Annotated in this window: 17 protein-coding genes and 2 pseudogenes; 10 read left to right on the forward strand and 9 right to left on the reverse strand. The window is 42.9% G+C overall.

Annotation, left to right across the window (positions count from 1 at the left end):
* From JCM16418_RS17700 to JCM16418_RS17725, 6 genes and pseudogenes are all read left to right on the forward strand, one after another.
* The coding region (locus JCM16418_RS17700; protein ID WP_036651668.1) for an exosporium glycoprotein BclB-related protein at positions 1-875 on the forward strand (875 nt) is incomplete at its 5' end.
* A gap of 159 nt (positions 876-1,034) precedes the next feature.
* Positions 1,035-4,211 carry a copper amine oxidase N-terminal domain-containing protein gene (locus JCM16418_RS17705; protein ID WP_052020482.1) on the forward strand — a complete coding sequence of 1,059 codons (3,177 nt, stop codon included), beginning with the start codon at positions 1,035-1,037 and terminating at the stop codon, positions 4,209-4,211.
* A 104-nt stretch (positions 4,212-4,315) separates the two neighbouring features.
* Positions 4,316-4,462 carry a hypothetical protein gene (locus tag JCM16418_RS25055; protein ID WP_156327232.1) on the forward strand — a complete coding sequence of 49 codons (147 nt, stop codon included), beginning with the start codon at positions 4,316-4,318 and terminating at the stop codon, positions 4,460-4,462.
* A 130-nt stretch (positions 4,463-4,592) separates the two neighbouring features.
* Positions 4,593-5,006, forward strand: a complete 414-nt coding sequence (locus JCM16418_RS17715; RefSeq protein WP_036651675.1) for a YugN family protein — start codon at positions 4,593-4,595, stop codon at positions 5,004-5,006.
* Positions 5,007-5,143: 137 nt separating this feature from the next.
* On the forward strand, positions 5,144-5,605 hold the full coding sequence (locus JCM16418_RS17720) for a hypothetical protein (RefSeq protein ID WP_036651677.1): 462 nt from the start codon (positions 5,144-5,146) through the stop codon (positions 5,603-5,605).
* A 243-nt stretch (positions 5,606-5,848) separates the two neighbouring features.
* Positions 5,849-7,038, forward strand: a pseudogene (locus JCM16418_RS17725) (multidrug effflux MFS transporter).
* Positions 7,039-7,162: 124 nt separating this feature from the next.
* Here the strand turns inward: JCM16418_RS17725 and JCM16418_RS17730 are convergent.
* From JCM16418_RS17730 to JCM16418_RS17755, 7 genes are all read right to left on the reverse strand, one after another.
* The gene (locus tag JCM16418_RS17730; protein WP_036651680.1) at positions 7,163-8,494 is read right to left on the reverse strand and encodes a 6-phospho-beta-glucosidase; all 1,332 of its coding nucleotides are present in this window, start codon (positions 8,492-8,494) and stop codon (positions 7,163-7,165) included.
* Between the two features lie 12 nt (positions 8,495-8,506).
* Positions 8,507-8,764: a hypothetical protein gene (locus tag JCM16418_RS26735; RefSeq protein ID WP_306304802.1), complete on the reverse strand. Its 258-nt coding sequence runs from the start codon at positions 8,762-8,764 to the stop codon at positions 8,507-8,509.
* Positions 8,719-9,495: an N-acetylglucosamine kinase gene (locus JCM16418_RS17735; RefSeq protein WP_306304803.1), complete on the reverse strand. Its 777-nt coding sequence runs from the start codon at positions 9,493-9,495 to the stop codon at positions 8,719-8,721. Before JCM16418_RS17735 ends, JCM16418_RS26735 begins: the two co-directional genes overlap by 46 nt.
* Positions 9,496-9,538: 43 nt before the next feature.
* The gene (locus JCM16418_RS17740) at positions 9,539-10,543 is read right to left on the reverse strand and encodes a LacI family DNA-binding transcriptional regulator (RefSeq protein ID WP_036651683.1); all 1,005 of its coding nucleotides are present in this window, start codon (positions 10,541-10,543) and stop codon (positions 9,539-9,541) included.
* 126 nt (positions 10,544-10,669) lie between these two features.
* On the reverse strand, positions 10,670-11,896 hold the full coding sequence (locus JCM16418_RS17745) for an ABC transporter substrate-binding protein (RefSeq protein WP_306304804.1): 1,227 nt from the start codon (positions 11,894-11,896) through the stop codon (positions 10,670-10,672).
* A 196-nt stretch (positions 11,897-12,092) separates the two neighbouring features.
* Positions 12,093-12,839, reverse strand: a complete 747-nt coding sequence (locus JCM16418_RS17750; protein WP_242403894.1) for a carbohydrate ABC transporter permease — start codon at positions 12,837-12,839, stop codon at positions 12,093-12,095.
* Between the two features lie 136 nt (positions 12,840-12,975).
* Positions 12,976-13,833, reverse strand: coding sequence for a carbohydrate ABC transporter permease (locus JCM16418_RS17755; RefSeq protein ID WP_172679248.1), 858 nt, complete (start codon positions 13,831-13,833; stop codon positions 12,976-12,978).
* A gap of 618 nt (positions 13,834-14,451) precedes the next feature.
* Between JCM16418_RS17755 and JCM16418_RS17760 the strand changes: the two genes are divergently transcribed.
* Both JCM16418_RS17760 and JCM16418_RS17765 read left to right on the forward strand, forming a co-directional pair.
* Positions 14,452-15,183 carry a DsbA family oxidoreductase gene (locus JCM16418_RS17760; protein ID WP_036651802.1) on the forward strand — a complete coding sequence of 244 codons (732 nt, stop codon included), beginning with the start codon at positions 14,452-14,454 and terminating at the stop codon, positions 15,181-15,183.
* Positions 15,184-15,431: 248 nt separating this feature from the next.
* On the forward strand, positions 15,432-17,819 hold the full coding sequence (locus tag JCM16418_RS17765; protein ID WP_036651805.1) for an Ig-like domain-containing protein: 2,388 nt from the start codon (positions 15,432-15,434) through the stop codon (positions 17,817-17,819).
* A gap of 227 nt (positions 17,820-18,046) precedes the next feature.
* On the opposite strand, the gene JCM16418_RS17770 is transcribed toward JCM16418_RS17765, so the two are convergent.
* Both JCM16418_RS17770 and JCM16418_RS17775 read right to left on the reverse strand, forming a co-directional pair.
* Positions 18,047-19,807, reverse strand: a complete 1,761-nt coding sequence (locus JCM16418_RS17770) for a hypothetical protein (protein WP_052020484.1) — start codon at positions 19,805-19,807, stop codon at positions 18,047-18,049.
* 15 nt (positions 19,808-19,822) lie between these two features.
* Complete coding sequence (locus JCM16418_RS17775) at positions 19,823-20,608, reverse strand: hypothetical protein (protein WP_242403895.1); 786 nt, start codon at positions 20,606-20,608, stop codon at positions 19,823-19,825.
* Positions 20,609-21,191: 583 nt separating this feature from the next.
* Between JCM16418_RS17775 and JCM16418_RS17780 the strand changes: the two are divergent.
* Positions 21,192-22,969: pseudogene (locus JCM16418_RS17780) on the forward strand (vWA domain-containing protein).
* A gap of 193 nt (positions 22,970-23,162) precedes the next feature.
* Positions 23,163-26,552 carry a tubulin-like doman-containing protein gene (locus tag JCM16418_RS17785; protein ID WP_036651690.1) on the forward strand — a complete coding sequence of 1,130 codons (3,390 nt, stop codon included), beginning with the start codon at positions 23,163-23,165 and terminating at the stop codon, positions 26,550-26,552.
* The last annotated feature ends 2 nt before the right edge of the window (positions 26,553-26,554 follow it).

Raw genomic sequence — 26,554 nt, forward strand, 5'->3', positions numbered from 1 at the left:
TCATAGGTGTTGCCGGAGTGACGGGAGTAACCGGAAGCACCGGAAGTACGGGTGTCACAGGTGTTACAGGAGCGACCGGAGTAACAGGAAGCACCGGAGATACGGGTGTCACTGGTGTTACGGGAGCGACGGGAGTAACCGGAAGTACGGGTATCACAGGTGTTACAGGAGCGACGGGAGTAACAGGAAGTACCGGAGATACGGGTGTCACTGGTGTCACAGGAGTAACGGGAGCCACAGGCTTAAATGGAGTTACTGGTGCTACGGGAGCAACCGGAATCGGAGTTACCGGAGCTACAGGTATCACTGGTGCTACCGGGTTAACAGGTATAACTGGCGTCACTGGAGCAACGGGTACAGGTGCCATCATTCCTTTTGCATCGGGATTACCAATGGCATTAACCACGATCGTCGGAGGACTCGCTGGTACGGTAGGACTCGCTGGATTTGGCAATTCATCTACAACAGTTCTAGTCGGAGGCACAACGATTGATCTAACTGGAGCGGCAGGTACACTTCTAAATTTTGCATTCTCTGCTCCTCGTGCAGGTACTATTAATTCAGTTGCGGCATACTTCAGTACTACTGCGGCATTGAGCCTCGTGGGAACTACAGTCACGGTTACAGCACAATTGTATAGCTCAACTACTCCAAATAATATTTTTACAGCGATTCCAGGGACTGCAGTTACATTGGCACCTCCCCTAACAGGAGTCATTTCTCTTGGATCGGTTTCGAATGGAATCATTACTGGATTAAACATTCCGATTACTGCTCAGACCCGAATTTTACTCGTATTTACTGCAACGGCTACAGGCTTAACGCTTGTAAATACAGTTGCAGGGTACGGTAGTGGGGGCATATCCATTTCGTAATTGAGAAGAACAGTTTAAAAATGATGTTCAGGGAATGGCTTGTCAAACGACAAGCTGTTCTTTTTTTGTTCTCAATGACAACTTTTTACTGTATTCTTACGTCAGATAGATAAGAGGAAAATTTTTCTTCATTAGGTAAAATAAGAGGAGGACAGTAACGTGCGCAAATTAGGGTTAATGCTAGTAGCTATCGTATTTTTCATTTCATTATCAATACAAACTCAGGTTCAGGCTGCTGCAAAACCAATCAGTATTTACATTGACGGGGAGAAATTGTATCCGTCTCAGGCTCCAATTTTGGTAAAGGGTAGTACGATGCTGCCCTTACGAGCTATATTTGAAGCCCTAGATGCCGAGGTTCTGTGGAATCAAAAGACAAAAACTGTGACCGCAACCCGAGACAACACCACAGTCATTCTTAAAATCGGTGCTAAAACAGCAACTGTAAACAATAAAATTGTTAGTTTACAAGTCCCTGCTCAGGTTTTAAAAGGATCCACCATGGTTCCAGTTCGATTCGTTAGCGAGGCATTGGGCGAAACGGTGAAATGGAATCAAGTGACTCAAACCGTTAACATTATTACGGTAGCAGCTTCGACTCCAGTAACTCCAGTTTCATATGTAACAGCGCGTGTCACTGGTAAAAATGGCGATGGTCGAGATGTAGAAATCAGTTTCCAGAAATCGCAACAAGAATCGGCTGTAAAAGAATACCGCGTACTTATGGTGAAATCAGCAAATTCCAACAGCTTTAATTTGTCACATGCACTTTCTACAGGTAATTACACTTCGATTCCGCCTAGTGGAGAGGATGCATCTATTACGTTGTCCTCACAAACGATGGATGTAAATGGCGAACTGCTTCGTTCAAATCAATCGTATGTTGCTTATATATTGATGGTTGGCAAAAGCGGTGTAAATGTACTTTCAGGCGCTTCATCCACAATTACATTAACCGTTACGAGTTCTGTTGGCAGCGTTACTAGCGTAACAGCTTCGGATGTGAGCGACTATGGTGACGGTCGTGATTTGTCGGTTAACTTCGTCCGACCACAAAATGATACCAATACTTCCAGCTACCGTATTATGGTGGTTAAGACTAAAGATATCTCCAATTTTAATTTAAGTGCTGCTAATGCACTTTCAAGTTCCAACTATACATTGGTTAACAAAGGCACAAGTACCTCGGTAATTACAGTATTATCCTCTTCAAGTAGGGATACATCAGGTGAATTAATTAAAAATGGTGTTCCATATACGATTTATGTATTAGCTGTGAGTAATAACAGTACCATATCATCACAGTTATCTTTAGGCTCCTCTTCTATTACATTGAATACGAATGCAGCGACAACGCCAGTCATTACTAGAGTTGACGATGTAAGTAATTATGGAGATGGCCGAGACTTGTTAGTTAACTTTAATAAGATAACGAATGAATCCTCCATTGGTTCATATCGTATTTTTGTAGTGAAGGCTAGCAATGCTAACAACTTTACATTGTCATCAGCTAATGCAGTTTCCAGTTCATACTATACATCCGTTAGCAAAACAGGCTATAACATTAGCCAAGTATTGTCTTCAGGAGCACGTGATGTAGACGGTTCACTTATTGCTAACGGAATCAGCTACCGCGTATTCGTAATGGCAGTGAGTAATAATAGTTCGAGCAACACGCTCTCTGCAGCATCTTCAACGGTTGTCTTATCGGGTAACGGCAAAGTAACTGCTGCGACAAATGTGAGTGTTAATGACGTGGCGGATAACAACGATGGACGTGATCTTCAAGTTTCCTTTACACGCGCAAGTGACGAAAGCAATCTGAACCAATACCGCATCATGGTAGTTAAAGCCTCTAACGCTAGCTATTTTACACTTTCAACTGCTAATGCGGTTTCTAGCTATAACTACACTTCAGTGTATCGAACAGGCTACAATATTAATCAGGTGTTATCCAGTTCTGCAAGGGATGTGGATGGCGATCTAATTCGAAACGGTACTAGTTACCGAGTGTTCATCCTATCTGTAGCGAATGGAAACACAAGTGATAATGTATTATCTTCATATTCTTCATCTATCACGTTATCGAATAATTCCACTGTTGGTAAAGCAACTAATGTTCAAGTAAGTGATGTAAGTGATAAAGGTAATGGTAGTGACCTTAGAGTTTCATTTACGCGAGCGAGCGATGAAACCAATATTAATCACTATCGAATTTTTGTAGTCAAGAGTGGCAATGCAGATTACTTTACATTATCTAATGCCAATTCAACAAGCTATTACACAACAGTAACTAAATCAGGAATAAGTTCATACATTAATTTACTACCGTATGATGCACGAGACGTAAATGGAGAATTGATTAGAAACGATGTTAGTTACAAAGTTTTTGTTCTATCTGTATCTAATTCAAGTTCCAGTAATAATGTACTTTCCACATATTCTTCCGCAATTGTGCTCAGTAATAATACTACGACTGAGGTAGTTACAGGAGTTAAGGCTGAAGATATTGCGGATAATGGCAACGGTAGTGATCTTAAAGTGAGTTTTAACAAGCCAAGTAATGAGACGATTATAAAAGAATACCGTATATTAGTTTCGCTTCCTAGTGTCAAATTAGACGAGAAAGCCGCAAGCAAAATTGAGAATTATACTTTCGTAGCTAAGGGGTCTAGTTCAAAGGTATTGCCTGAAACTGCTACGGATATATATGGGTCACCAATCAAAAACGGCAATTATAATGTGTATGTACTGTCGGTTGGTACAAATGAATCAAATGCACTTTCAACAGGTAGCTTAGTTACACTTGCAAATAATAGTAAAGTGAATGCAGTTACGAATATCGCAGCAAAAGATGTTGCTGATTCTCATAATGCTGGTGATATTGAAGTTTCATTCAAAGTACCATCAGATGAGAAAAATATTATTGGGTACCGTATCTTTGTTGTAAAATACACCAGTGTACCGAATTTTGATCTTGCAAAAGCAAGTTCTAGTCAGTCTGGAAGGTTCTACCCCGTTGGAAAGGGAGACTTTAATTCCACATTAGATCCAACGCTCCTTGATTCTGATGGTGAAAAAATAATTGAAAAGTTTGATTACTATATTAAAGTTCTCTCGGTATCCAACGAAGCATCGGGGAATAACTTATCAGCTGGAGCATATCTAATTAATTTAGAGGATAAATCGGTTACAACGCCCGTTGAAATGGTAACTAATGTAATAGCTATGCTCAATACAGATGGAGACAAACCATCAGTTAATGTTAGTTTTTCAGCAAATGATAATAGTGTGACCATGTGGTCTTTGTACTTTCAGGCAAGAATGCTTTATTAAATTTATCTGAAGCAAATAATCTTATTAGTAATGGAAAAGGAAAGCGTGAATCTCATGGAGTTGATTTTTCTAGGGTCAGCCAAGATATTGATGGGGCCTCTGTGGTGATTACAAAGGATTATACGGTGTATATTCTATCCGTAGCTTCTAAATCTCAGTACACTAATTCCCTATCTCAACCTGCAATAGCTGCAATCAACAATTCCAATGCGTCTGCTGAAGATTCCAACGGATTGGGTACTAATCTTTAGCCAAAAAATAATTAACAGGCATCATTCAACCAGCCACGGCATATACGATGGCTGGTTTTTTCATTCCCATGTGGTATAAGATGCTATTCTACGGCTCATCCTTAGAATAAAGTCTAAGGAGTGTGACGACATGATTAATTTGGAATCAAGACTTGAGAACATCGAAGATCAGTTCATTAACATTGACGAATATTTGTGCAAGCACAATTTCACATTGGCTGGAAACTGGGATTATAAGCATGGTTATATGGATAAACGTTTGGATGAGGAGAGAATGGTCTGGTTACGAATTCCATTCCATGTCACTAAAGGGAGTTTAGATGGGGAATGCGGAGGATGTAAAGCTACGGTAAAATTAGGACGTCCTTTCGTATTTAAATACATTTATAATACGGGAACTGACAAGCATGCAGCTCCGCATTTACTTGGGGCATTGTTTGATCAATTCCAGCCTCCATTGGATGATGATGCTCCATTGGATGATATGTGGGTACAGCATGCACGTGGTGTATTGCGCGAAGTTGAAATGGGCTATATGGATTAGATGTAATGAAACATACACTCACCCAAGAGCATTCCGTTATGACGGAATGCTCTTTTTTGTTGCCCGCCCTGCGACTATTTTAGCTACAATGGAAGAACGAGTAGCAAAGAGAACGCAAAGAAGGGAGGCTTGCTCACATGGAGCAACCAGAAATTTCGGAACAGCTCTTTAAGCTATTGAACGGCGAGCAGCTTGAGAATAAGCAGCATGAAGCGATGATGTTACTTAGCGTTACAGAGGATCACTGGCCCCATACGGCGATGATTAGTGTGGGTGAGATTATAGCCCTAAGTAGAACAAAGCTGCGTCTGGCGATGTGGCCGAATACAACGACGACAGGTAATCTGATTCGTACGGAAAAGGCTACACTTGTACTTTTTTATGAAGGAATAGCTCATTATGTGCGTTTGTCTTTACGAAGATTACCTTTACTTGCAGATTCCTTGCATACAAGGGAACGTTTTGAGGCAGAGGTAGTGTCTGCTAGGGAAGACGTGGCTAAGTACGCCGATATCACATCGGGTGTGCAGGTACAGTTGAAGGACAACGAGGCGGTCATACAGCGATGGAATGAGACACTTGCGGAACTAAAGATGTAAGAAGTATATGATTCGCAGTCTAGCGAGGGAATGGTTAACGCGCATTCATCCAGTATTTTTTGATGGCCTTGGAGCAAATAGATGTGTTAATGTTTTTTTAGAGAGAGATAAGAGACATGGTGTATTTAGGTTACGTGGAGGGGAAGGTCTGTAACAACAATGAATAGAAAAAAACAAGAGAATCAACAACTGCAAGCTTCGCAGTCTACGATTGGCGATAAGCCAAGCACAAGCCGCTTATGGATGATTATTATTTTAGGAGCGCTGTCCGCGTTTGGGCCATTGTCGCTCGATATGTATTTGCCAGCACTACCGGATATGACGACAACGTTCCTTACGACAACGTCGCTCACCCAGCTCAGCTTGACGTCCTGCTTAATTGGTCTTGCTGTGGGTCAGTTATTTGCAGGTCCTCTTAGTGATGTAAAAGGGCGGCGGATACCACTCTTAATCGGGATGCTATTGTATGGTGTAGCTCAATGATATGTGCATTCAGTCCATCCATTGAAATGCTAATCGTGATGCGTTTCATCCAAGGGCTTGCCGGATCGGCAGGCATTGTTATTTCCAGAGCGATTGTTCGGGATATGTATTCAGGCACGCAGCTAACTCAATTTTTCTCCATGCTCATGCTGGTGAATGGAGCAGCTCCTATTCTGTCGCCACTTTTTGGAGGGCAGCTCCTACGATTTACATCGTGGCGCGGGGTATTTGTTGTTCTTACGGTTATTGGAGTGCTGATGCTTCTAGCTGTTTTGTATGGTTTAAAAGAAACACTTCCAGTGAACCGCCGCTCCAAAGGCGGCATTGTAAACACACTCTCCACCTTTGGTGAATTGCTGCGTGATCGTAAATTTATGGGAATCGCCTTATGCCAAGGCTTCGTGTCAGCAGGTATGTTCGCATATATATCCGGTTCACCCTTTGTGTTGCAGGATATCTTCAAAGTTTCACCACAGGCATTTAGTTTAATTTTTGCAGTGAATGGTATCGGGATCATTATCGCAGGCCAGGTCACAGGGCAATTAGCGCCGCGGCTAGGTGAGAGAAAGCTATTTATTTCAGGTATTCTGCTTGCTACCCTGGGAGGTCTGTCATTGCTAGCTATGATTATGACTGGAGCAGGGCTATATGCAACGCTGATTCCTTTATTCTTTGTTGTGTCTAGTGTAGGTATCGTGGGTGCGAGCGGATCATCGCTTGCGTTGCAAGATTATGGCCACTCGGCTGGTAGTGCCTCAGCACTTCTAGGCTTGATGTCTTACATCTTTGGAGGCATTGTAAGCCCGTTAGTAGGGCTTCAAGGTAGTGGTACGGCTCTCCCAATGGGTATTATTATTGCGGGTGCAGAAGTATGTGCAGTACTGTGCTACATGTTACTCGTTCGAGGAACAAAGAGTACACTGAAAACGCGCGTTTCAGTAAAGCTGTAGGATGTAACGAAAGAAGATTGGTAAATGACGTTGGTCATCTCCTATAAAGCCTTATTTAAAAGTCTGCAAAGAACCCCTAACCATTAATTTGGTTAGGGGTTCTTTGCATCATTATAATATAAGATTAGTTCACTTCGTTAGCAGGTGATTTTTCGAAAAATTGCGGTAAGTATTCTTTATTTGCTTCCAGCATATCGTCCAGCATTTGGATGGCTACTTCCACAGAAGGAACGAGCGGGTGATGTGCCATAGCTTGGATAGCAAGACCGCGGTCGCCCGTTACAGCAGCGTCGATAGCAAGTTGCTCGTAAGTCTTCACAGCATGCATAAGTCCTACAGCTGAGCGTGGAATTTTAGTCAAAGGGAGCGGCAATGGGCCGTTCTTAGTAACCACGCAGTTTACTTCAATACTGGCGTCATCTGGTAAGAAATCAATCGTCCCCTTGTTTGCGACATTCAACGTTTGGATATCGTTCGTGCCGTTATGAAGGGAGCGCATGAGATTAATAGCAGCTTCTGAATAAAAAGCTCCACCGCGTTGCTCTAATTGTTTTGGTTTGTCTTTCAATTCTGGGTCATTATAGAGTTCGAATAACTCCGCTTCTACACGTTTTACGACTTCGGCACGATTGCCCCCTGTTTTAACAGAATCAAGCTGCTCTTCCAGCATGGCATCTGTCATATAGAAGTACTTCAAGTAATAAGAAGGGATTGCACCAAGGGATTTCAAGAATTCCGGATCCCATTCACGGGCAGGTACATTTGTGGCACTATAGCCTGTTGTATCTGCGAGCATTTCATCCAGTTTATCTTCGCCTTCAACATCAACGCGTGTAATCCAGTGCAGATGGTTCAAACCAACGAATTCTGCATAAATACGGTCCGGTTCTACGTTATATTTAGCAGATGTTTGTTTAATCAAGCCGATAGGTGCGTTGCACAGCCCAATGCTGCGAACATTGGAATATTTCAATATAGCTTCTGTCACCATGCCGGCAGGGTTGGTGAAGTTTAGCAGCCAAGCATTCGGAGCAAGCTCTTCAATGTCACGGCACACGTCGAGAAGCACAGGAATGGTACGTAATGCCTTCATCATGCCGCCAGGTCCAGTTGTTTCTTGACCAATAACGCCATATTTCAGTGGAATAGATTCATCACGGCCACGAGCATCTAGCATACCTACGCGCATCTGTGTGCTAACAAAATCGGCCCCGGCAATCGCTTTGCGGCGATCCGTCGTTAAATGTACTTCAATCGGAAGGCCAGACTTTTCAACCATACGTTTAGCAAGGTTACCCACAATATTCAGCTTGTGCAGACCAGCATCAATATCAACTAGCCAAAGCTCGCGAACGGGAAGCTCATTATAGTAACGAATAAATCCTTCAACCAATTCAGGAGTATAAGAAGATCCTCCACCAATTACAGCAATTTTCAATCCTTGTGCGTTTGCCATGGTTTCCACATCCTATCGTGTAGTTTGTTTAATTTGGTCGTATTCTTGATACGACCGCATTCTTTCATATGTTTCTGTCGATATGGTTAAGCCGTCTTCTTCCATTGCGGACCAGACTGCACCAACAACCGGTTCAGTTGAGAGAGTCACAATAGAGGCGAGCGGAGCCGCTACCTTAACAGCTTGCTCAATCGGGCCGCGAATCCAGCCACGGTCTCCTCGGGTTAGTAGACTTCCTGCGAGTACAACGTCAAACGTATCGTTCTCCATACCAACCTATGCACGACGGCAGAAGCTGATTTACCTAGTTCTTCGCCTTGGTGACGTAAAATTTCCAATGCTACAGCATCATTTAACGCTGCAGCTTCAAATAATAGCTTAGCAGCATGAACGGGCACACTGCGGCCATGATCCTGGAAATCGTTAAACAGAGTCTCCACATCCTTATAACCAAGCATATCGAGCAGTAGACCCGTTAGAAGGGTTGGCTGTTCTCGTCCGTCCCAAGCACGGATCACCGAGCGGAATACTTCAATGTTCAGTGCACCGCCACCCCCAAAGTCGCCATACATATAATCAAAGCCACCGCATTGATAATGTACACCTTGAGGGTTACGTCCTGCAGAATTGGTACCTGTACCACAGATAAGGGCAACCCCGTAAGAATGATTAGTTCCTGCTCGCAGACCAATGATGGTATCGCAATTAATGCTGTAATGATTAAATCCAAGTGCACGAATCATGGGATGCAAAATTTGATAATCTGCTTCCCGGTCAGCCCCAGCAAGTCCGAAGTAAGCATGGTTTACGTCTTCCTGCCGCAAACCAGCCTGGGCAAGTGCGTCCGCTGCTGCACTGCGGATGTTATTGGCGGCTTGCGCGGCGTTAATCTGATGATTGCCATTGCCGCTTTTGCCTTTACCAAGCACGTGACCGGACTCATTAGTCAACAGCGCATATGTCTTGCTTCCTCCTCCATCAATTCCCAAGTAATAAGCCAATGGTCGTCACTCCTATAATCGTCAGATATCTGTCTATCATTACTTAATGATGGCTTGGTTGTTCTTTAACTGTAGACTCCCGAATAATGAGCTCTGGATCAAGCCGGAGGCTAGAACCTCGCTTCATTGTTCCATCAATGCGTTTTAGGAGCATATCTACAGCCGCCAAGCCGATTCGATCCGCGGGTTGGCGAATCGTTGTTAAATAGGGATGAAGCTGAGAAGAAATATCCTGACCGTCATAACCAACAACAGCTACCTGTTCTGGAACACGAATCCCTTCTTCAAGCAGTGCATTTACGACACCTAATGCGATGTAGTCGTCACCAGCAAAAACAGCTGTTGGAAGTGAGCCAGAGCTTAACCATTTTCGGCAGGATTCATAGCCAAAACTGATCTCGAACTCACCTTGTATCGTTTCAAAAGGGATAAGACCATGTTCATTTAATGCTTGCTCGAATCCACTTCGGCGCTCACGAGTACTGCGGAACATTTCATTACCGCTTAGGTGAGCAATGGAGCTATGACCCAATGCGATTAAATGCTTTGCAGCGGAGTAGCCGCCTCTATAATTATCTACAGTAACTGAAAAGGCATCATTCTCAGGTTTCTGGTTGTCAATGAGTACATAAGGAATGTTGCGCCGTTTCAACTCTACGATGTAGTTATCCTCTTCCATAGGAGAGAGTAGAATGAGCCCATCCACACGGTCCTCTTGAATTAGATAATGACTTTCATCCGAAGCGATACCGGTTGAAACGGAAACGGCCAAAAAGTACCCATGTAGTGCCAGAACATCATTGACCTCTTTCACAACGGCATCAAAGAAAGAATCTTGCAGTGTAGTTACAATTAAACCGATAATACCTGTTTTTCCCCGGGCTAGACTGCGAGCTGCTGCGTTGGGACGATAATCGAGCTCTTTTATAGCATTGAGTACCTTTTGTCTATTTTTCTCACGTACGGACTCAGCTCCGTTCAAGACGCGGGAGACCGTTACTACGGACAATCCTGATTTTTTGGCTACATCAAATATACTTACTTTCATCTTCCAATCCCCTCGCTTTCCATTTTCCGTACATGCTTCTAACCTTAGTATACATGTAGGATGGAAAAGCTGCTAAAGCGTATTTCATGCAAGGTACCGCCCCTCGCGGGGCGGTATTTTGGAGGGCTAGCGTTTGATGATCTCCGTGACTTTCTTTTGTATTGTTGGCATGACTTCTTCGACTGTTTTGGTGCCATTCTCGATCGGCTGCATTTCATTTATAAACATGTCATTGATTTGCGAGTAGTTTGTAATCAGATGGTTGTAAGATTCAAATCCATACTTTACGCCGCCTTCATACACTTTACGTATATCTTCAGGATCAATGCCTTGAAAATGTTTATAGTAAGCTTCAGCAGCAACAGAGTTTACTGGTGGATTACCACCACTTAGCTCAATAGATTTCTCTTGGACATCTGTCGTTACAAGATATTTAATCCATTCAAAAGCTTCTTTAGGATGCTTAGAGTCTTTTAGAATGAGCAGTGGATCAACAAACAGTGTACTGCGTACTTTATCATTACCGCCTGATGGTACAGCGGCTACACCAATTTTGAATGGGAAATCATTTGAGCCAGCAAGGCCCCATGATCCGCCGACATACATACCAATTTTGCCTGATACAAACGGATCTCCATTCTGACCAGCTACGCTTTTACTCCATTCTGTAGTTGGGGCAACTTTATCCTTCAGAATCAGTCCGAATTGCTTGTTGTAAGCAGCCATCACTTCTGGTGAGTCAAAGTGTGTTGCGGATGGAACGCCGCCGTTCGTCCAAGTATCTTCGGAATAAGGCTCAGCGCCGAAGTATAGAGGTCGCATGTCGCGCTCAGACCAAGTGAAGTCTACACCGTACTGAGTTTTAGCGATATCGTCAGAAACGATCGTCATTTTCTTAGCATCTGCAACCATTTTGTCAAAAGTCCAGCTCTTATCTTCGTAATCACTTGGTGGATAAGGAATCTTCGCCTCATCAAACATATCTTTGTTGTACAGCATGAGCGTGACGTACATGTTTACTGGAATACCATACGTGCGGTCTTTTACTTTATAAATATTCATTAAATTATCAGGAATGTTATAATCCGCTGCTTTGAAGCCAGCTTCTTTAATGAGATCCGTCATGTCTAGGAGCATGCCTTTATTATAGTATTCTGCAAACCCGCCGTAGCCGTAGTGGCTCGTGATATCGGGAGACTTATTACCAGCGATCAGCGTTTGCAGTTTACTGTCAAACTGTTCATAAGGTGCTGTTTCAACTTTTACCTTGATATTAGGATGCTTGGCTTCAAAATCAGGAATGAGCTTCGTAATAAAGGTTTTATCTTCAGAATCGATAGTGTAGTGAGTGATGGTAACTTTGTCACCTTTGGTAGAATCATTATCATTACCTGGGGCTGACGTCTGCCGCTGACTTACCTCCGCTACAGCCTGATAACGTGAGTACGATAAACATTGCAGTGGCTAATAATAACGAACCCGTTTGCCTGTTTCTGTTCTTCATGTGTTTTCATTCCTCCATATCATCTCAAGTGATTGTAATACGGAATTACTTAATGCCTGTTAGGACTATACCTTCTACGAAACGCCGCTGGGCTACGGCGAACAGGGTGACTATAGGTACCATGGCCAGTACGGAAGCGACCATAAGCAAGTGCCAAGGTGGAATTCTAAACCTCGAAGAGGTTAGGGATGACATTCCGACTGGTAGTGTAAACTTATCTGCTGAACTTAAGTAAAGTACTGGTGTCAGAAGGTCATTCCAGCTGTAAATAAAAGCGAAAATGGCGACCGTTGAAAGAGCGGGCCCAGATAATGGTAGGGCGATTTGGCGCCACATCCTAAACTCTGTACATCCATCAATACGACCAGCATCGAACAATTCATCTGGCAGAGTAGAGAAGAACTGACGCAGAAGGAAGATGTTATACGCTGATCCAAAGAATGCAGGTACAATCAGTGGAAGGAATGTATCAATCCAGTTCATTTTAGAGAATAAAATAAACTGAGGAATCATAATTGCCGGATAAGGCAGCATCATCGTACTTAGTAGAAGCATGAACCATAGGTTACTCCCTTTACCGCGGTATCTTGCGAATCCATATGCAGCAAGAGCAGATGAGAGCAATGTACCGATGACGGTAAGCACACCAATAATTAAGCTGTTCATATACATGGTGCCGAAGTTCAGTGTTTTGAAAATATCTACGTAGTTGCTCCACTGCCATGTCTCAGGTAAAAAGGTTGGTGGAAACTTCAGCAGTTCGCGTTTCGACTTTAACGACGTGGACACCATGAAGAATAAAGGTAGCAGCATCAGGGCTGTCGATACAATTAAAGCGATGAAGCTTGCTATACGTACCGGATCAATATTACGTTTACGATGTGAAGGTGAAGAAGAAGATTCTGGCTATTTATGGCCGGAAATGTACTCATCGGCGTCCGCCCCCTTCATAATGAACATAACGGTTAGAGAATTTCATAATGAGCGCAGTGAACAGCATAACGACAACGAGTAGTACCCAAGCGAGTGCGGATGAGTAACCTGCACGGTATTCTTTAAATGCGCTGGTATACAAGTTGTATACGTAGAACCAAGTGGAGTAGTTCGGTCCACCTTGTGTCATTACAAATGCTTGTGTGAACACTTGGAAGGAATCGATTACACCCATGATGAATTGGAATAATAATATTGGTGATATCATTGGGAGCGTTACGTTTAAGAAAATTCTGAAACGACCGGCTCCATCCAGTTTGGCAGCTTCGACCAAGCTTGAGGGCACACCTTGCAACCCGGCAAGGAATAGAATCATACCTGTGCCTGCAGTCCATAGGGACATGATGATTAGTGCATAAAGAGCTGAACCTGGATTCATGAGCCATGCTGGACCGGCGATGCCGAACCAAGATAGCATGTAATTGAACAATCCGATTTGTGGATTGAAGATCCAGTACCATAGCAGGGACATCGCTACGCCTGAAACCATACTTGGGAAGTACATGGCTGTACGGAAGAAACCGCGAAAGGGTATTTTTTGATTAAGCAGCATCGCGAATCCTAATGAAAGTAACAGCATAATAGGTACGCTAATGAAGGTATATCTGAGCGTTACCGTTACCGATTTCCAAAACAGCTCACTGTGGAACATTTCTTGATAATTCGCCAGCCCCACGTATTTAGGCGGATGAATGATGTCGTAGTCTGTGAAGCTGTAATAAAGCGATGATAGAATAGGGTATAAAGCAAAGATAATGAAGCCGATTAACCATGGTGAAATGAATAGATACATATAAAGCGTTTGTCGCCGGCTTTCGCTAAGTTTCACTGAAACACCAACCTTTCAACGTGTAGTATAAGTTAAAGCGCTTAAACTTTTGGGTGCAAGACTGCTTGAAAATATAATCTTTAGGGTGGGTATTAAATTGAAAGTTAAAGTGCTTTAATTTCGCCTTTGACCTAATGACAATATCATAGTGGATGCTTTATAAATAATCAACCCTTTTTTTATTTATGCAAACGCTTACTGTAAGGTAATATAACATTATTATTTTTAGTGGGAAAGTTGTTGTACTGATATGCTATATATAATCCACCTAATAAATAAAATTATGTTCTTAGGTAATTATTTGTGTAAATTTATATTACATAAAAACATCTCTGAACGGTTATTTTAAATAAATACATTACATATACTTCACATTTAATTGGGGATTATTTTAAGATAGAAGCCAAATAATAACGGTTAGATACGCATGTAATGGTTATCGAATATTTGCACTTCAAGCAACTGAATAGTATAATGTAAATAATATAGTTACAGTTTCAATGTGTTCCATATAGTTTGATGTTTTAAGACTTTTTACTGTATACCTTAAGTTGAGTTCACGTGAGGAGGATTTTACGTATGATGAATATAGAGATTTGGTCCGATTTTGCTTGTCCGTTCTGTTATATTGGGAAGCGGCGTTTTGAAGAGGGTCTTCAGCAGTTTGCACACCGAGATCAGGTAGAGATTACATTCCGTAGCTTCGAGCTAGCTCCTGACGCACCTGTAGACAATGACCAAAATATGCACAGCATCCTAGCATCGAAATATGGCATGAGTCTAGAGCAAGCGAAAGCGGCGAACGATAATCTGACAGAACAAGCAAAGGCTGTTGGACTTACCTACCATTTTGACACCATGATACCAACGAATACTTTTGATGCTCACCGCATGACACATTGGGCGGCAGAGGCGGGTAAGCGTTATGATATGACCGAACGACTCTTCAAAGCTTACTTCACAGATTCGGCTCATATTGGTGATCGAGAGACTTTGATTCGTTTAGCTGGAGAAATAGGGCTTGATGCGCAGGCAGCAGCTACGATGTTAGAAAGTGATGCTTACAAGGATGATGTACGCAGAGATGAGCAGGAAGGTAGTCAACTTGGAGTTACAGGTGTTCCTTTCTTCGTTATCAATCGCAAATATGGCATTTCCGGAGCTCAGCCTCCAGAGGCATTCGTAGAAACGCTCAATAAAGTGTGGCAGGAGGATCATCCGCTAACACTTTTAAATGAGGAAGGAACGGAATCTGACGCGGCTTGTAGTGATGGTGCATGTCATGTACCTGGTGCGCAAAAGACGACAGAGTAATTCATTAGAATAGCTTAAAGGCAGTCCTTAGAGATTCATATCTCAGGGACTGTCTTTTTTATTAAGGTACTTTTTCTCTATTAAATAAATTTCTTAATATGACAATTTTCTTCACATATTAGTAGGAGTTTTCTACTAAATTTACGTAAAAAATGCCGAAAAACCTAACATTATATACCCATCTGTCCGATATGTGAGATATGATGTTTATATTCAAATATAGGAATTGGAGGGAAATTACATTGTATATGAGATTCAAAAAGGCTTTGGTTATGTCACTGGTATTGGTGTTGTGCGTGGCCTACTCAGGAACAAGTTGGGCTGCAACGGCGGATTTGACGAAGCTGGTTCTGTCCAAGAACCAAGCGACTCTTGAAATCGGGGATACCGCTGATATCACGGCGACGGGTGTATATTCCGACAGTACGACAGCAAATGTAACCATTAAAACGAGCTGGAGTAGCGGAGACACTTCAGTGGCGACAGTATATAACGGTACCATTACGGCAAAAAGTGAAGGAACTACAACCATCACGGCATCTTATAGTACGGCTGCTCCACAATCTGTGGTCGTAAACGTGACCAAGAAGGTAAAAGCGCTGACGAAGGATGTTCAGAGTCTAGATCTGAAAATGAATTCAGAAGCAGACATTCAATTGACTGCTACTTATACTGATAATACAACAGAGAATGTGTCTACTAAAGCAGAATGGTCAACGGACAACAGTAATGTTGTAACGGTTGTTAACGGTAAGGCGAAGACGTTTCGTTCTGGTACGGCGACAATTACAGCCACTTACGGTAAACAAACGGTGACAATACCTGTTAGCGTTGAACTAGTAAAGCGGCTTGAGGCAAAGGAAACCCAAATCAGTATGCTTTTGAAGGAAAAGAAAACGGTCTTATTGACTGCAACTTATCCAGATGGCACGCCTAAGGATGTTACAAAGGATGCTGAATGGTCATCTAGTAATGAGGCAGTAGCCGACGTTATCAATGGTGAGATTAATGCATATATGTCGGGTTCAGCTGTAATTACAGCTAAATACGGTTCCAAAAGTGTAAATATTCAAGTGGATGTCGATAAGACACGCAAGCTTGTAGCAAATAAAACAGATATTTTTATGCGAGTTGGTGGCACGCCAGAGAAAATTGCTCTAACCGCAGTATATCCAGATAAGACGCCAGCGAATGTAGATGTAACAAAAGATGCTGTCTGGACATCCAGTAACGAGAAGATTGCTTATGTGAATAAGGGTGTCATTACAGCGGAATCAGCGGGTGCTGCGATTATCTCGGCTAAATACGGGGATAAAACAGTTACGATTAATGTTGATGTCGAAATTCCACGCCACTTAGAGCTGGTAGAAGAAGTATCTATGAGTGTGAATGAGAGCAAGACTTTAACGCTGAAAGCTAAATATGCTGGCGTTACGGGTGATGGCGAAGATGTAGCAGCTAAAGCTGAGTGGAAGTCAAATAAAGAAGATATAATCTATGTAACTGGCGGCAAAATTACAGCTTATAAAAAGGGTCAAGCCCAAATTAGCGCTACGTATGGCGGAGTTACGGTAACAACGAATGTATCAGTCGACATGCCTTCCAAAATCGATATTTCTGCCAAGAAAGTATCACTTAAAGTTGGTGGGGTATACCCGGCAAGTGTCGTATTGAACTACGGTAAGGATAAAGTAGAGAACGTAACAAGCAAGGCTGAATGGAGCTCTAGTAAAAGTGATGTCGCTACCGTTGATGAGAATGGTGTTGTAACGGGTGTGGCTATGGGATCTTCGACGATTACTGCCAAATATGATAATAAATCCTATACCATGAGCGTAGAGGTTGGATTGGTGACGAAGTTGAATGCCGATGTGCAAATCATTGTGCTGTCATCTGGGGAGAAGAAGCAAGTCACCCTAAGCGCTACAGATTCATCAGGGAAAAATGTTGAATTACCTGAAGTCATTTGGAAATCTAGCAACGCTTCCATCGCAGCGGTTAGTAACAGTGGTATTGTTACAGGTAACAAGTACGGTAAGGCGAATATCACAGCAGAGTCTGGTGGCCAAAAAGTAACCATTCCCGTTGAGATCGATGTGGTGCAGAAGATTGATGCTACCGTAGGTAAAGATAGCAATAAGGTCTCGATTGATTTCCTTAGCTTGCAATCTCAATCCAAGGATAATAAAGTCGCGCAAGTGAATGTAACCATTACGCTTAGTGATGGATCGACAAGAGATATAACTAAACAAGCAGACTGGACTACGTCTAGTTATAAGGTTGCTAGTGTTGACGCGGGTAAAGTCACGGCTATGGCATACGGTAAAACAAGTATAACAGCTAAATATGCGGGTAAATCCCTACGTATTCCTGTTGACGTCGATACTCTTAAATATTTAGAAACAGATAAGGTCGCAATTAAAATGAGCGTAGGCCAGGATGTAAACATTGTTGCTACTGCAACGTATGCAGACGGAACTGAAGGTAATGTGTCCAAGCCTGCACTATGGACTACATCCAAGCTGTTAACTGCGAGTGTTAAGGATGGAAGAATTTTAGCCACAGGTAAAGGTAAAGCGACGATTACGGTAAGCTTTGGTGGTAAGAGAGCTAAGGTTATCGTGACGGTTGAATAGTCTAAATTGTAGCCATATAATCATCTGAATGTTTAGCAAGCACCAAGATGGACAGTTTGGCGGTTAACTTGTAAAAGTTTAACCTTAGTTCGACCTTAGTTTGAGCGAGAGTTGTAGTTAAATTTAGTTAGAGAAAGCTAGACGAAAAGAGCCTCCTACGATACCCATTGGGTACAGTAGGAGGCTCTTTTTATAGAATGGAATGTTCTTATCAAACGAACTCATACTTATTCGAGTTTCTCTACTTCAAATACAGGTACGCTTACGGGCTCTGTGGTTTGATCCCCGTTTAAATAGATTTCCTCAAAGGTAGTGAATATACCTGTGACCGTATTCATACCCTCGGTGAATACAACATTCCCTCTCAATAACACGTACGAATCGCCCATCTCTGCTAATGCAGTTCCTTCTGACATGCCTACCACTGTTGCATAGCAGCTGAATCTTACTTTCTCATTGGCATGTCCCAAGAGGTCTTTGACTAATATCTCTGTATAGTCTTTTGGATATCCTGTGAATTCATAATGATCTGCTGTACGCGTATATATGGCCTGCTGCTGGGTGTTCACGTCTCCTTCGGGATTCGTGACAAGCAGTGTCTTGTCCGGCTGAACCTGATAGCTATCAGCAGCAAACTGGAAGATCTGTACCATACGGTCCTGTTGTACCTCATAGGCTGTAAACAGGCTCTTACGTACCGTAGATGCTGCTTTAATGAGAATGACGGGTGTAAGATTAGTACTTAGTGATTTCTCAAGCGATATCTGCTGGATGGCAATATCCTTCGGATAGTCCTGACTGGACATTATTTGTGTTTGGTCGTCATTGTTCATTTTTGCAAAATAAATAATATTCTGCTCATCCGCACCCAAGGCATAGGCTTTGCCGCCGAAATCCCCACTTCCGCCACTTACTTGGCTGTAGGTACGCGAGCTGTCACTGCTTTGCAGCAGCCTGATTGGATCATGGATCGTCCAAGCTAAATTAGCAGCCTTGATATCCTCTGTCGTGTCTCGGTAGCTTGCTAACGCTTCGTAGATTTGGATAGCGGCTGGAAAGTCAGCTTTTTTAATCTTACGTTTTGCTGTTTTCATCCAGGTGCTGATTTGACGTTCAATCCAAGGCTGTACTTTCGATGTATAACCAGCTGCAGCTACGAATGTGGAATAGGCTCTCGCATGAGCTGCAAAGTTTGCTGGACTTTCTCCGTCGATGTCTTTCTCAAGCAAGGTACGAGTGAGTTTCTCATCTTGAGCGGCTACCCAATTAGCCTTTATATTCTGTGACTTATAGCTGTTCAGCATGACAGCGGACTGCTCAAGCATTGCCGAGAATTTCCCCTCAGCTGCAAGACGAGCTAGAACGGCCTCATCATACGACTGAAACTTGGCCTCCAGTTGCTTAGACTTCTGCTCCGCACTTCCATAGAATACATCCGGAATGCGAAGTAGATTCCACTTGAATGTATCGTCTGTGTACGTTCCTTTGCTCAGAGCATCTTGCATTTGATTATAGTAAAAGGCCTTGAATTGCTGAAAATATTGAGTGATATCTTTGGATAAGTCATATGCAGCCGATATCTTTGGATAGTAGGTAGCATATAATCCTCCTGAACTCATATAGCGGAGCTGAACCGCCTGTAAGTCGGAATAGACCTCCATAAAAGAAGTGAAGTTGCTTTGTCTACCCGCTCGTTCAATACGCTTATCCAGCTCCCCTAGTGATTGCTTCATGAGCGTAATAGGCTGCAGTTCCCGAAGTTTTGCTGCAATAGCAGCCTCATGATAACGAATCGCTTTATTACTTTTCGCTTGCTGATACAGTTCCTCCGCACGGAGGAGGTCTTTCTTAGCGTACATACGCTCGGCTTCATCTAAAGTATGAATCTTACGATTAATCTCATATCCCTTCACACCAATAAGGATAAATACCGCCGCACACAATAAAATTAATAAATTACGCAGGGTTAGTGCTCTAATTATCGTCATATCTCTATAGCCTCTTCAATCCCAGTTTTGAAAATCGGGGTCCCAGCGATATTTTTCATGATATATCGAGGATACTTCGTCTCTAAGTCCGTTCCAGTTGCTACTGGGATTACGGCGCACCAACTGATACAGGCGTAAGAAGCGATCTTTTGGCAATAAAATTGCATATCGATGGATGAAATCAGGATAGGTATCTACATATTTCTTTAATCGAACACATGCGCCGACAACGGAGGCTAAGATTTGCTTGCCCTGAGGCATCATGAGAATATGAGATTCATAGTTCAGTACATACTGGATGGTTTTGGTTTTGATCATGTCCCGTTTAATTTTAGCGATTTCACCAATATAAGCTGCAAGCTCTTGGTCAAAATCTTTGAGTAAAAGTGGCTCCAGCTCTAGATCCATATCTTTGCGTAGAACAAAGGTCTGCAAGAGAACAACTTGCTGTAGGCGAATCCGGTCATTATGTACAACCGTTGCCATTTCACGCAATATTTCATATGTGAGCTTCTCGTCTTCTTTGAGTGCAGCTGAGGCCGTGCCACGGTTCAGTTCGATGCCAGCTCGTATGTTCTGCGCCGTTGAGTTCATCAATTGGTTAAGCTTACGGAATGTCTCTGATGGCAACATCTTCTGTTGTACTTTCCATAGCAAACCAGTCAGAACGATCCCAACGACCAAGCTAATAATCATTTGCATCACAGTCGGACTGAGCAATATGGCAATGAGCGTCATTAACAGCGATATCAATTTTACATTTAGCATCGAACGACGGGTGCGGGCCTGAGCATAATCCATGATTGGAACCAAGGAGTGCTTTCCGCAGGAAGCACATGTATCCTCCCAAAGAATCGTATATTGGTGGCAGTTTTTACAAACCCTTAACTTTTCATAGGCATATCGCGTCTTAGTATACGGTTTTAGCTGTACGGGTCTTTTTTTAACCATGATGTTCCCCCGTTTGGTTGATGATAGAAATCAATGTTTGGTCTAAATCTTCAGAAGACGGCGTATTTTTTCTGTGACTGAAATAAGCTATACATTTGATTCCAATAAAAAGAAACAAAACGCCAAGACATCCGTATGCAATCATATCAAATGTTCCTTTCGGTAAAAATGTTTAGTCCATTTATGATATAAGGCTTTATACCCAAGTATGCAATGCGGGCTTGAAACATTGAATTATGCTGGGTTTAATTATATCATAATGGCATAGTAATGGCAGATTTTACATCGTTCTGGAAGCTGGTAGCGAAAGATGGAAAAGATTCGCACACTTTTTTTGTTATTTTTAAAATAATCTTAAGTATTTCTTAAGACTTTTTGCCTAGAGTTAATAAAGTTATACATTACATTAAGGTACAAGTGAAGGAGCTACAATATGCCTCGAATAAATAGATTCGCACTCTCTCTTCTCATTGCTGTATTACTTATGGTGCCACTAGTAGGCCAATTGCCACAAGCGGACGCTGCTGCGCAGTCATCTCAAATTGATGCGGTGCTCGTGGTGGATGCCAGTAATTCCATGAAAGCGAGTGACCCCAATCAAGTCGGCAATGAAGCGATGAAAATGTTTATCGATATGCTATCGACCAAGGGGGACAAGGTTGGCATTGTCTCCTATACGGATAAAATTCAAAGGGAAAAAGCGCTGCTTGAAATACAATCCGATGCGGACAAAACGGATTTGAAGCAGTTTATTGATCAGATTGATCGTGGAGCTTATACCGATATCGCAGTTGGCGTGAAGGAAGCAGTGAAGGTACTCAAACAAGGTACTGATCCTAGCCACGAACCGATGATTGTGGTGCTAGCAGATGGTAACAATGCGCTGAACCCTAAATCAAGTAAGACTCAGGCAGAGTCTGATCAAGAGCTCAGTCAGGCTGTGAAGGATGCGAAACAAGATGGAATTCCAGTCTATACGATTGGCCTCAATGCCGATGGTAAGCTGAACAAAGCTGCACTTGCAGACTTATCCAATCAAACAGGCGGTAAATCTTTTTCGACCAGTTCGGCGGATGATCTGCCTCAAATTTTGAGTGAGATATTTGCTAGCCACTTGAAGCTGAAAATTGTACCGATTCAGTCGATTACAGCTAACGGTAACTATCAAGAAGTCATCGTTAATGTACCTAACGCAAGTGTGCTGGAAGCCAATATTTCCATTATGTCCGCAAGTCCGGTCGATGTAAAATTAACGGATCCATCCGGAAATTCACAGAAAATCCCGTCATCAAATGTGCTGCTCTCGAAATCAAAAAGCTATTCATTGATTAAGATGTTAAAGCCCATCCAAGGGGATTGGAAGCTGCAAGTGAAGGGTGTACCTAGAGACAAAATCGATATCAATCTCGTATTTAACTATGATTTGGAACTAAACCTAGACTTAAAGCCAGGGGCAACTTATAAAAAGGGTGATAAAATAGATATCAACTCGTATCTGGTTAGCAATAACCAGAAGCTTTCGAATAACGCGCTCTATCAGAATATGAATGCTAAATTGAAGGTTAAAGATTTGGATTCCGGAGATACGCAGGAAGTGAAGCTGAATAATGCCGGAGATCATTTCGAAGGTGTGTTCCAAGTGCCGGATAAACATCGCTATGAATTAACAGTACGGGCGGAAGAAAAGAGCTTTTATCGCGAAACAAAGCCTGTGATCATTAATGCAGCAGGTGTATCAGGGAAAGCTCCCGTGACAACGCCTGATGATAAGGATACCGAGAAGCCTTTTCCGATCTGGTTAGTCGTGGGCGGGATTGTGGCTCTATTAGTTCTTGCGGCAGCGGCCTATTATATTCTAGGTGCAGTGAAGAAGGCTAATCGTGGATTCGTCGGACAAATGGTTATCGAGATTCGCGATGAGAATACAGGCGAGAAGACATATCCGCAGTATAAGAAGCTAGGCGCCTTCAGAGGGAAATTCAATCTTCACCAACTGCTCCAGCTAGCGCCAGAGCTTAAAGATACCGAGAAGGTTATTTTCAACCCAGGTAAGAATGACCGAATTGTCTTGAAAAACACTTCCGCATGCACCATCGAGAAGTCAGGCCGTGTGATCGAGCATCAGGCGGCATTGAACTGAAAAGCGGAGATCGCCTAAGCGTATCTCTACAACAGACAGATAAGACGATACTCCTTGAATATCTCGTATAGATGAAGTAATTAACGCATACAAAAGTAATTATGCTTGTTAGATAGCTAGGAAAGAATGAATTTGCTTACAAAGTGAGTTTTGCATACGCAAAACTTTAGCCACGCTTACGATGTTAAGTTTTACCTTCGGTAAAACTCTTAGCCCATGCTTACGATGTTAAGTTTTGCATACGCACTTTTAGGAGGAGAAAAAATGAAACCAATTGTCAGAGAACATATCCAACAACTCGATGTATCGCTAGGCGGAGGGATTGTCAGCGATAAAATTCGTGTAGATACCATTGATAATCCAATTCTTATTATCGGTCTAGGGGGTACAGGTATCGATGCGCTATTGCGCCTCAAATACCAAATTAACCGCCGCTTTAAGCTGCCTGAAGATCCGCTATCCAAGAAGAAGATGGATAAGCCCGATAATGTAGAGTTTTTGGCTTTTGAAACGAATGAACAGGATAAGAACAAGAAATATAAAGGGGTTGGACTTGACCCTATAAACGAATTTGTATTGCTGTCAAATGCCGAAATCGGCGGTCTATTGCAAAACCGCAGCGTGCTTGAGCCATACATCACAGACTGGCTTTCGCCAGAAATGAGTATTACTGACGGTATGAATGGCGCCGCAGGTGTGCGTCAAGCGGGACGCTTGCTCTTGTTCACGAAGATTAACCAAGTTGTGCAAGCGATCGACAAGAAGATCAAAACCTTGTCCGTAGGCACCAACAAGAAACTGATGGTGTTCTTACTTACAGGTCTGTCTGGTGGTACAGGAAGTGGATGCTTCCTCGATATCGCTTATATCGTGCGGGGAATTATTGAGCGCGACCACGGTTCAGCGGGTATTGACCGCGTGAATACACTGGGGTACCTGTTTACACCAGATATCAATTTGGCAAACAAGAGCCTTAGCGAGCATACACGCGAGTACATCAAGAAGAATGGTTATGCGGCGCTGAAAGAGCTGGACTACTGGATGAACGTGGACAGTCGTGGAGAGCGGTTCAAGCAGCAATACGGTAATATTTTGACTGTAAATTCGCCGTTACCTCCATTTAATCTGTGTCACTTAATCTCGGCAACGAATACAGAAGGTAAGCTGCTGGAGAATGCGTATGATTACTGCATGAACGTAACCGCAGAGAATATTACGAACTTCATGGCTAGTGAAGAGAAGCAATCCGGCGAAGAATTCGCCATTCATGACTATATTAGTAACATTCGTACGAACATTGCTCAGATGAATAAGACCTATCCTGCTAACTATGAATACAACATTATTGGTGCTTCGTCTGCGGTTCTTCCGATTGAGGAGATGACGACGTATCTGGCGTACCGTTTGTTCGGCAAGATGGAGAAGATGTTTGAGAAAGCTCCGTCACAGGATGATGTGGAGAAGTTTGCGCGCAAGCTAGGCATTGATATGGAAACGATGATGAAGACATTTGAATCTCGGGTTCCTGAACCTCTTCCAGGCTATCAACATAGCGAACGTCTTAGCTACAGCAATGTGGTGAAGACGCAGGTCATCAACATGGATACTGAGCTAGAGCAGAATTTTCTTGCGCGTGCGCGTGAGGAGTACATCAAGGCGAAGAAACAATTGCCTGGTGAAGTCGTGGAGCAGTTCAGCGAGCAGATTCGCCGGATCTTCCTGCATCCTGAACAAGGTCCATTCTATGTATCGCGTATGATTTATACAGAGAAAGGCTTTAGCCTTTTGAAAATGATTCAGTCATACATCGAGGCGCTGCGCGAGAATCTACACCGCATTCCGCGTGATATTGAGGCCGCTAGTGAGCAGGCGACGGATCGTCTGGGCGACGCGAAGAGTGCCTTTGTATCGAAGGATAAGAAGAAGAACGTATACATTGAAGCCAAAATCAATGAGTTCTGGCTGATGGCTGACGTGGAGCGTACAGAGCAGATGATTGAGTTCTACGAGGATCTCTATGAGCTCTTGAATAATGAAAACAACCGCATTTATAACGTGTATACCGAAATATTGAATGCACTGAACTCTATTTTCTCCAAAAACGGAGATATTCTTATTAATGGTGAAGAGCAGGCAGATCATAAAGGCAACAAAACGTACTACTGGAACATTGTCAGCGTACCTGACATTTCTAAAGTGATTGGCCGCATGATGGAGCAAAAAGATGTAGATGATCTGATTCGTGACTTCTCACTTGAGCTTCTCAATCATTCTAATAAGTGGGTACGTGAGTCAGAAATTGATATTATCAGTTCGATCTCTGACTTCCTATCAGATAAATTTGGAGACTTAATCACGAAATCTATGGAAGATTTCTTGGTCATGAAATTTGGTCAAGATGAAGCCATTGATAAATTCGTAGAGCGCAATATCGCTAGTAAATTGGATGAAGAGGCCGTGCCTGTATTCCATTTGAGCAATAGTGCAGGTAATTTGTACTTCCCATCTTGGGGATTTGTATCGGTACCCGTGCAGGCGCCTAGCATTTTGAAGGGAATTCGTAATTATCAGAATAACTCGGTAGGAAAATCTCACTTTACGGTGAAAGAAAGCCAAGTGAAGAACCGGATCTTCTGGTTGAATACGAAGAACGGGGTGCCACTCTTTGTATATACGCCGCTTAAAGTGTATGAAGAAAGCTATGAACGGACGATTCTGGATAAAGAGGGCGTTGGTCGCCACCTCGTGCAAACTGATCGTGCAAACTGGACGTATCTACCTTCGCCAATTCCAGAAAAATCATGGGGCGATACGTACGTCAATCCGCGTGTTCAGGGCTACAACGCTCGTGTGCGTGCTGAATTTGAACAGGCAGTTGCTCACAAAGTGATTCTTGCTAAGGATATCGATCAGAATACGAGCACTCGATATGCTGTGGTCTTTACTAAGCCTTTTGAATTAAGTGATGTGCTTGGAGCGTATGATATGCAGCTTAACGCTACTAAACCAAATCTAGGTGAAGTGAAGCGTGCGGTTATTGAACTGAAACGTCTCCTTAGCGAGGGACTTGCTCAAGAGAAGGTCAAAGATATTTTCGGTAGCATCAACGAGGATCTAGCGAAGGAGAATCTAATCCGTTCACCAGAACTGATTACTCGCGTGCGTCAAGAACTAGCCAAGTATAATGCGATTGCTGCTAGAGCATCTGAGCTAGAGCTCTTAATCGGCCAGTATCAGGATGATGAGAAGTGGTTAGATCAATTTATCGAGGCTCTGTATACAGGTACAATTACGAAAAAAGGCGCGCTATATGTCTATGACCGGGATGCGGAAGAGGAGGCATGGGAGCCTTTCGCTAACGTGATGAAGAGTGTTCATTACGTGGAATATGAAGTGTTCAAGCATTTCCGTCAACTGGATGAGAAGAGCCGTAGTACGCTTCTTCGTAAGGCTTCAAGACGCGACAACGAACTGACAGCCTCAGAAGATATTGTTCCGCTGCTCTCGAAGCTGGAAGAGCTATCTCAGAACTTCCTTGAAGCACGTGATCGTCTCGAATATGAGAAGGTTGAGTTAGCGGATGGTGAGGAGACTCACCAATTCTATAAAGCGATGTCTTCTAAATTTAACGATATTCGTAGAAAGTTGAAATAAAC

This window comes from Paenibacillus pini JCM 16418, from assembly GCF_000576305.1.
Taxonomy (GTDB): domain Bacteria; phylum Bacillota; class Bacilli; order Paenibacillales; family Paenibacillaceae; genus Paenibacillus_AQ; species Paenibacillus_AQ pini.

Bases quoted from the DNA above. Each gene is read 5' to 3' on its own strand.
- JCM16418_RS17715 (WP_036651675.1), top strand. From the start codon at position 4,593: ATGATTAATTTGGAATCAAGACTTGAGAACATCGAAGATCAGTTCATT.
- JCM16418_RS17720 (WP_036651677.1), top strand. From the start codon at position 5,144: ATGGAGCAACCAGAAATTTCGGAACAGCTCTTTAAGCTATTGAACGGC.
- JCM16418_RS17730 (WP_036651680.1), bottom strand. From the start codon at position 8,494: ATGGCAAACGCACAAGGATTGAAAATTGCTGTAATTGGTGGAGGATCT.
- JCM16418_RS26735 (WP_306304802.1), bottom strand. From the start codon at position 8,764: ATGGAGAACGATACGTTTGACGTTGTACTCGCAGGAAGTCTACTAACC.
- JCM16418_RS17740 (WP_036651683.1), bottom strand. From the start codon at position 10,543: ATGAAAGTAAGTATATTTGATGTAGCCAAAAAATCAGGATTGTCCGTA.
- JCM16418_RS17750 (WP_242403894.1), bottom strand. From the start codon at position 12,839: ATGGTGTCCACGTCGTTAAAGTCGAAACGCGAACTGCTGAAGTTTCCA.
- JCM16418_RS17755 (WP_172679248.1), bottom strand. From the start codon at position 13,833: ATGTATCTATTCATTTCACCATGGTTAATCGGCTTCATTATCTTTGCT.
- JCM16418_RS17760 (WP_036651802.1), top strand. From the start codon at position 14,452: ATGAATATAGAGATTTGGTCCGATTTTGCTTGTCCGTTCTGTTATATT.
- JCM16418_RS17765 (WP_036651805.1), top strand. From the start codon at position 15,432: ATGAGATTCAAAAAGGCTTTGGTTATGTCACTGGTATTGGTGTTGTGC.
- JCM16418_RS17770 (WP_052020484.1), bottom strand. From the start codon at position 19,807: ATGACGATAATTAGAGCACTAACCCTGCGTAATTTATTAATTTTATTG.
- JCM16418_RS17775 (WP_242403895.1), bottom strand. From the start codon at position 20,608: ATGGATTATGCTCAGGCCCGCACCCGTCGTTCGATGCTAAATGTAAAA.
- JCM16418_RS17785 (WP_036651690.1), top strand. From the start codon at position 23,163: ATGAAACCAATTGTCAGAGAACATATCCAACAACTCGATGTATCGCTA.